Raw genomic sequence first — 8474 nt, forward strand, 5'->3', positions numbered from 1 at the left:
GAGTTAAGAGTTAAGAATTGAGAGTTAAGAATTGAGAGTTAAATAACTGGCAATTGGCAATTAGATGTGAATAATGAGATTTAATTTTTCACTTTTCACTTTTCACTTTTAATTTAAATATATGTATTCGGAAAAAAGAAATATTTTACAGTTGGTAGCGCTGCTCAAAGCGCACGGTATCACACATATCGTACTGTCTCCCGGCTCACGAAACTCGCCAATTGTTCATTCCGTAGCCACAGATAGTGACTTTACCTGTTATAGTGTGGTGGATGAACGGAGTGCCGGTTTTTTTGCACTGGGAGTCATACAAGCTACCGGAAAACCTGCAGCGGTATGTTGCACATCGGGAACAGCAGCGCTGAATCTTGGTCCGGCTGTAGCAGAAGCTTTTTATCAGGAGTTACCTCTGTTAGTGATCACAGCCGATCGCCCTGCAGCATGGATCGGGCAAATGGACGGACAGACCATTCCTCAAACTAACATGTTCAGGGAAATCACCCGCAAGTCGGTGCAACTTCCCCAAATAGCAGATGATGAGGAAGGATGGTTTTGCAACCGGTTGATCAATGAGGCCATACTCAGCATGGATAACGGAGTGAAAGGACCGGCACATATAAATATTCCTTTAGGTGAGCCTCTATTCGGATTTAATACTCCTACCCTCCCTTCCGTACGGGTGATCCGCCCATCCACCCCGGGGTATGTAATTCATCGGGAAGATGGATATGGAGAACGATTCGCCAGCTATTCGAAACGGATGATCATCGTCGGTCAACTCCCTCCCAACCATGGTCTCAACGAATTACTGGAAAAACTTCATAATAAACTGGGAGTAGTGGTATTGGCGGAGCAGCTATCCAATATTTCCATGAAAGAGACTTCCAACTTTGACACGATACTATATGCAATATCGGATAAGGAGCGAGAGGAGCTGACACCCGAACTGGTCATTACCCTGGGTGGTCACATCGTCTCCAAACGGTTAAAGCAGTTTATCCGCAGGGTCAACATCAGTGAACTTTGGCGTATTTCTCCCAACGGCGAGGTGACAGATACATTCCAACGGGTGACCGATATTATCCGGAGCGATAATAAAACCTTTCTGCATTATCTGACAGAATTCTCGTCCGGTCGTGAAAATGAATTGATTGAAAATAAAAAAAACTCAAAACCGGAAGAGTTTGATGAAGCCAAATATATCAAGGAAACAGAAAAATCAGGAGGAGCAGCAAATTTCCGCGAACGATGGATCAAAGCCTGCGCAGCAGTCTCCGAGCCGGATGGAGCCTTTTCCGACCTTCATGCAATCGGTGCATTGATGCAGACATTACCGGAGAATGCATCACTACACCTGGGAAACAGCAACAGTCTCCGTTTAACCCAGTTGTTTGATATTCCGTCGTCGGTCAAAGTTTTCTGTAACCGGGGAACCAATGGTATAGAAGGATCACTCTCTACAGCGGTCGGATATGCAGCCGCATCAAATCAACTCTCTTTTCTGCTGATCGGGGATTTAAGTTTTTTCTACGACATGAATGGACTTTGGAATAATTACAGAAGTCATAATCTGCGTATCCTCCTGAACAATAACGGAGGAGGAGAGATATTCGGTATTCTTCCGGGGTTGAACAAGTCGGAGGTACTGCATGAATACATTGCAGCTATCCATACCACTGAGGCAAAGGCATGGGCGGAACAACAGGGATTCCTCTATCTCTCCGCCCATAATGCGGAAGAATTAGACCGGCACCTGCCACTGTTTACAGATACAGGCAGCGAAAAGCCGGTTTTATTGGAAGTGTTTACTTCCATGGAAGAGAACGCTGAACAAATACGATCATACTATCATCAGCAAAAAAATATTTTCAAGTTAAATTGATAGTTATACAAAATTCAAATATACAAATTATGGCAAACAGAGAATGGACAACCATCAAGGAATACGAAGATATTCTTTTCGACCTTTATAACGGGATCGCACGGATCACCATCAACCGCCCCCGCTACCGTAATGCCTTTACCCCCACCACCACAGGTGAAATGAGCGACGCCTTACGCATCTGCCGTGAAGATTCGGATATCAGCGTGGTCGTTATCACCGGGGCAGGCGACAAAGCCTTTTGTTCGGGAGGCGATCAGAATGTGAAAGGAAAAGGAGGCTATATCGATAAGGAAGGTGTACCACGCCTCAGTGTGCTCGACGTGCAGAAGCAAATCCGGTCGATACCCAAACCGGTAATTGCGATGGTCAACGGCTATGCTATCGGCGGAGGACATGTATTGCATGTGGTCTGCGACTTATCGATCGCGTCAGAGAATGCCATCTTTGGCCAGACCGGGCCACGTGTAGGAAGCTTCGACGCCGGCTTCGGCTCCTCTTACCTTGCCCGCATCGTGGGGCAGAAGAAAGCCCGCGAAATATGGTTCCTCTGCCGTCAGTACAACGCACAGGAAGCGCTCGGGATGGGGCTGGTGAACAAAGTAGTACCGTTCGACAAGCTGGAGGACGAAGTGGTAGAATGGGCCGAGACGATGATGCAACACAGCCCCCTGGCACTCCGCATGATCAAGGCCGGACTGAACGCCGAGCTCGACGGCCAGGCAGGCATACAGGAGTTGGCCGGGGACGCGACGATGCTTTATTATCTCACGGAGGAAGCACAGGAAGGAAAACAGGCGTTCCTCGAAAAACGGAAACCCGATTTCAGGCAATTCCCCAAACTGCCTTGAAAAGAACCAAGATTTTTAGAGCCAAGAGTCAAGACAAAAGAACCAAGACTAAGTTGAGGTGCTAATTTATTAATTTGTCGATGTGTCCAACTTCTCAACTTCTTAACTTCTTAACTTCAGACTTCCAATTTCAAACAATTCAACAATTGCAACACATGTTCCGGATAGAGATTTTCCCCTATAATCTGCAGTTCAAACAGCCGGCAGGTACTTCAAGAGGTGTTTACACAGAGCACAAAGTGTGGTATGTTGTTTTCCGGGATACAGAGGACGAGTCACATTACGGAATAGGCGAATGCGCCCCGCTCCACGACCTCAGTTGTGATTATACCCGGGATTACGCTGAAACGCTGGCTGCTTTCTGTAAAATCACAGAAGAAAAACAACAGGTCGATCCGGAATTAATCCGACACCACCCCTCCATCCTGTTCGGGCTGGAAACAGCCATGCAACATTATCAACGGCGGTCATGGCAATTATGGGACACCTCGTTTAGCAAAGGAGAGCAAGGGATTACCATCAACGGGCTTGTCTGGATGGGGGATCATAACACCATGATGCAACAGATTGAATCCTTGCTGTCAAGAGGATTCCACTGTATTAAACTCAAAATCGGAGCGATAGACTTCGACCGGGAGCTCGACCTGCTACGCTTTATCCGCAGTCGTTACACATCGCAGGAAGTTATCCTGCGTGTGGATGCCAACGGCAACTTCGATTTCAATAACGCGATAGCCAAACTCCATCAATTGGCCGAACTCGGCATACATTCCATTGAACAACCTATTCCAGCGGGCCAATGGCAGAACATGGCCGGATTATGTGCCTCCACTCCACTACCCATCGCTCTGGATGAAGAGTTGATAGGTGTCAATGATCCTGCCGAAAAAAGAAAATTACTGGAAACGATTCATCCACAATATATTATATTAAAACCATCCCTTCATGGAGGCATAGCCGGCTGCACCGGGTGGATTGAACTGGCCGGCGAAATGAATATAGGATGGTGGATCACCTCAGCATTAGAATCGAATATAGGACTTAATAGTATTGCCCAATGGTGCGCCACCTTCAAGAACCCGTTATCCCAGGGATTGGGTACCGGCACCTTATATACTAACAATATCCCGGTGCCTTTAGAGATCAGGGGAGAACAGTTGTGGTTTGATCCAGGTGGGAAAGTGCCTGAGTGGTTAGGTGAATGTGAATAATGCGCCAATTTTCTTAGGAACGAGTGCATAGCCAAACTTGTTTGCGCTTTGCCGAATGACGACAGAAAATGGACGAAGTCAATGTGAATATTGAAAGACTGAGAGATAAGGAGACTGGGGAATTTCTAATTTCAAAAAAATGTATACAATAAGTATTGAAAATATCATTTATGCTCCGGCAGATTTTACTGGAGAACGGAAACCCGTTTTTGCCGGAAAATCCCCTTTTCATCGCCAATTATACCTCTTCCTGAGAGAATGGTTCTCCGACTCTGCTACTTACCGCCTGCATACTTCCGGATCAACCGGGACGCCCAAAGAAATCATCGTGCGTAAAGAACAGATGCTGCAAAGCGCCAAAGGCACCTGCGATTTCTTTCATCTGAAAAAGGGCGATAAGGCTTTGCTTTGCTTGCCTTTAGCGTACATCGCCGGCAAAATGATGGTTGTACGCGCGCTATATGCCGGACTGGATATATATCCTGTGGAACCGGACGGGCACCCGCTTATCCGGACAGATATCCCGTTTGATTTCGCTGCTATGGTACCCTTACAGGTGTATAACTCCCTTCAAGCAGAAAAAGAGAAACAACGGCTATCCCGAATCAAACACCTTATTATTGGTGGTGGAGCTATTGACGAAACCCTTGATGCAGCATTGAGAGAATTTCCAAACTCCATCTACTCCACCTACGGAATGACCGAAACCGTTTCACATATTGCGCTTCGCAGGATCAGCGGAGCCGGTGCCCGCAGTTATTATACTCCCTTTCCAACTGTTGAAGTGGCATTATCCGAAGACAATAGGTTAATAATAAATGCTCCCCTGATCGCCGACCAGCCACTCCTGACGAACGATATTGCCGAACTCCGCACGGATAGCAGTTTCCGCATTATCGGGAGAATCGACAATGTAGTCAATTCCGGAGGGATCAAAATACAGATAGAGGAGGTAGAGCAAGTTTTACACCCTTTTATTACAGGAAATTTTGCAATTACCTCCATCTCCCATCCTAAATTAGGAGAAGCCATTGTCCTCCTGATAGAACACCCGGATAATCCGGTTCACGTGAAAAAAAACATCAAAAAACTCCTTCCGCGCCATCAACAACCACTGCTTATCCACGTTGTAGAAGCCATTCCGCAAACGGGAAATGGTAAAATCGACCGTTCGGCGGTAAAGCAACTCGCAAAAAAGATTAATCTATCATCACCAACGACAGGATATATGTATTAATTTTGTATTTTTGCCTATCATAACTAAAAGGACAAAATGAAGATAGCGCTTATCGGCTACGGAAAAATGGGCCACGAGATAGAGAAAATCGCCCGTGAAAGAGGCCACGAAATTATATGTATCATCGATTTGAACGAAGAAGACAAATTTAATTCTTCCGCATTCAAAGGAGCAGACGTCGCGATTGAATTCACTTCTCCCGAAAGTGCTTTACGGAATTACAGACAGGCATTTGCCGCCGGAATACCGGTGGTGTCGGGAACAACGGGATGGCTCGCGCACCTTGATGAAATTAAAGAAGCGTGTGAAAATAACGGCAAGACATTTTTTTATGCCTCCAATTTCAGCCTGGGTGTCAATATCTTCTTTGCGTTGAACAACTACCTTGCGAAATTGATGAACCGCTATCCCGGTTATGAGGTACGGATGGAAGAGACCCACCATATCCACAAGTTGGATGCCCCCAGTGGTACTGCTATCACGCTGGCAGAAGGTATCCTGGAGCATATCGATAGGAAAAAAGGATGGACTTTGGGTAAAGATGCCACGGATGACGGCACACTCCGTATCGATGCTTTCCGGGAAGGAGAAGTACCGGGCATCCATTCGGTGATTTATGAATCTGACGCCGACATTATCCGTATCACACACGACGCAAAAAACCGGAAAGGATTTGCTCTCGGCGCCGTACTTGCGGCAGAATTCACCAAAGAGAAAAAAGGATTTCTCACCATGGAAGACTTGCTGGATTTCTGCCGTTAACAATAGGTATGATATCCCACATGACTTGATTATGAATATATTCGACAAAAGACAATAAAAGAAATAAAATGAGCCATAAACCATCTCAAAACCAACAGGCTAAAAAAACCGCAACATCATCCCCCGATCTGGGCACAAGACTTTCAAATGCTTCGCGCCGGCAATGGGTATGGTTTGCCGTATGGGGGGTAGCGACCATACTATTCTCACTATGGGTCGGTTCCCCATGGATATCGCTTTTTATCCTGCTATTCTTTGATATCTATATCACTAAATTCGTGCCTTGGTCGTTCTGGAAGCAGTCAAAAAACAGCACTTTCAGAAAAACGATGGAATGGGTGGATGCCATCCTGTTCGCGTTGATCGCCGTTTATTTCATCAACACCTTTTTCTTCCAGAATTACCAGATCCCCACTTCATCGCTTGAAAAATCGCTGCTGGTGGGGGATTTTCTGGCCGTAAGCAAAATGAGTTACGGTCCCCGTGCACCCATCACGCCATTGTCGTTTCCCCTGGCCCAGCACACCATGCCGGTAGTCGGCGGGAAATCATATATCGACAAGCCGCAGTGGAAATACCGACGCTTAAAGGGATTTGGCGAAGTGAAAAGGAACGATATTGTAGTATTCAACTTCCCAACCGGTGATACCGTTGCCCTGAATCAGCAGGGAACAGATTTCTATCTTCTTTCGAAATATAATCCAAACGGAAGTGCGGGCGTACGGTCAGACAAACGCACCTACGGAGAGATTGTCTATCGTCCGGTAGACCGGCGCGAGAACTATGTAAAACGGTGTATCGGTCTTCCGGGGGAAACCATTGAATTGAAAGACGATGCCGTATACATCGACGGAACCCGCCTGCCCAATCCCCGTCTCTCTCAGCACAATTACATGATCCATACCGACGGGACTATTATTTCTCCGGACGTTTTCAAAGAATTAGCTGTCAACAAAGGCGATTATCTGAAGTATGATGCTTACGGACAAATAGTCATCCACTCGCAGGACCTGACAGGTGCAGATAGCCTGAGTATGGCCTGGAATAGACTGTACCCCCGGAATGGCAATAATGGAAGGGTTTATTTTAATATCCCTCTCACTGATGGGATGGTAGAACAATTGAAAGCCAAACCTTTTGTCTGGGATGTGATCAAAGAAAAGGAACAACCGGGACAGGCTTACTATTATCCGCTCAACTATGAGACAGGATGGACCCGAGACACCTTTGGACCGTTGTGGATACCCAAGAAAGGTGCCACCATCCATTTCGACAGTGATACTGATTTCAAGGTGGCTGCTTACGAGCGCTGCATCAAGAATTATGAAGGAAACGACTTTGCTTATCGCGATGGCAAAGTATACATTAACGGACAGCCAGCCGACTCTTACACCTTCCAATTCGATTATTATTTTATGATGGGAGACAACCGCCATAACTCCGCCGATTCCCGGGTATGGGGATTTGTTCCTGAAGACCATATCGTGGGTCAGCCCATGCTTATCTGGTTGTCATTGGAAAAAGACAACAACTGGTTCAACGGTAAGATAAGGTGGAAAAGGTTGTTTCGCAGCGCCAAGATACCGGCATAAATTGATCCCGATTTATCGGAAAGCATTGACAATGTGATGATTTATTGAAGTGATGATGATGCTTTTGTCGTCTCTATACCTGGCGCCGGTGGAATATTACGCAGCCCTTTTTCATGCTGAAAGAGCGTTTATCGAAGTGAATGAGAATTACCGGAAACAGTCTTATCGCAATCGATGTGTGATTGCCGGGGCAAACGGGCCCCTTCCCTTGAGTATCCCGGTGGAGAAACCCGAAAAGGGGAAAATCCGGATGAAAGACATCCGCATTGCAGAACATGGCGATTGGCAACATTTGCATTGGAACGCCATCGTTTCGGCATATAACTCCACGCCATTCTTTCAATATTTCGAAGAGGATTTCCGACCGTTTTATGAGAAAAAATTCATATTCCTCCATGATTTCAATGAGCAGTTACGCCAGTTAATATGTAAATTCCTCGACATGGAAACTCCTGTTGAATATACTCCGGAATTTACACGGGAGCCTGGTTACAACACTATCGATCTGCGCGAATCGATTGACCCCAAAAAGCCCTCCGGAACTGACATACCAGCTTACTATCAGGTCTTCGCTGAAAAACTGGGTTTTATCCCCAACCTCAGTATTATCGATCTGCTGTTCAATCTGGGCAACGAAACGAGACTTTACCTGATCAATCAAATGCACAAATAACTGTAACATTTAATAAACAGCGAACAAAGCCATACACTATAAAAAAACAACACCACCAAAAAAAATTTAACATTAATAATTTGGTTATAATATATTTTTACTATCTTTGCAGAGTGTGAAGATAACATCAAACCCTAATAAAAGATCATCAGTGCTTAAAATCATCTAACAAACCATCCAAAACAAAGGTTTAATGTACATATACACTAAAAATAACCGGCAACAAAAATTCACACTTAACAACATATTTGTTAAGTATAAAAGCG

Annotated in this window: 7 protein-coding genes; all 7 read left to right on the forward strand. The window is 45.6% G+C overall.

What is annotated here, in order from left to right; genetic code table 11:
- The first annotated feature begins 121 nt into the window (after nt 1-121).
- The 7 genes from menD (at nt 122) to ABV001_RS12095 (ending at nt 8208) form a co-directional block, all read left to right on the forward strand.
- Nucleotides 122-1882 (forward strand): 2-succinyl-5-enolpyruvyl-6-hydroxy-3-cyclohexene-1-carboxylic-acid synthase, encoded by a 1761-nt coding sequence (menD, locus tag ABV001_RS12065; RefSeq protein WP_352423042.1) that lies wholly within the window; start codon nt 122-124, stop codon nt 1880-1882.
- Between the two features lie 26 nt (nt 1883-1908).
- Entirely contained in the window at nt 1909-2733 is an 825-nt protein-coding gene (menB, locus tag ABV001_RS12070) for a 1,4-dihydroxy-2-naphthoyl-CoA synthase (protein ID WP_352423048.1), read from the forward strand.
- A 155-nt stretch (nt 2734-2888) separates the two neighbouring features.
- The gene (locus tag ABV001_RS12075; protein ID WP_352423043.1) at nt 2889-3944 is read left to right on the forward strand and encodes an o-succinylbenzoate synthase; all 1056 of its coding nucleotides are present in this window, start codon (nt 2889-2891) and stop codon (nt 3942-3944) included.
- 139 nt (nt 3945-4083) lie between these two features.
- Nucleotides 4084-5181 (forward strand): AMP-binding protein, encoded by a 1098-nt coding sequence (locus tag ABV001_RS12080; RefSeq protein WP_352423044.1) that lies wholly within the window; start codon nt 4084-4086, stop codon nt 5179-5181.
- 36 nt (nt 5182-5217) lie between these two features.
- Nucleotides 5218-5943 carry a 4-hydroxy-tetrahydrodipicolinate reductase gene (gene dapB, locus ABV001_RS12085; protein ID WP_352423045.1) on the forward strand — a complete coding sequence of 242 codons (726 nt, stop codon included), beginning with the start codon at nt 5218-5220 and terminating at the stop codon, nt 5941-5943.
- Between the two features lie 68 nt (nt 5944-6011).
- Nucleotides 6012-7535, forward strand: coding sequence for a signal peptidase I (gene lepB / locus ABV001_RS12090; RefSeq protein WP_352423046.1), 1524 nt, complete (start codon nt 6012-6014; stop codon nt 7533-7535).
- 49 nt (nt 7536-7584) lie between these two features.
- Nucleotides 7585-8208, forward strand: coding sequence for a WbqC family protein (locus ABV001_RS12095; protein ID WP_352423047.1), 624 nt, complete (start codon nt 7585-7587; stop codon nt 8206-8208).
- Nucleotides 8209-8474: the final 266 nt, after the last annotated feature.

This window comes from Proteiniphilum sp. (assembly GCF_040307845.1).
Taxonomy (GTDB): Bacteria; Bacteroidota; Bacteroidia; order Bacteroidales; family Dysgonomonadaceae; genus Proteiniphilum.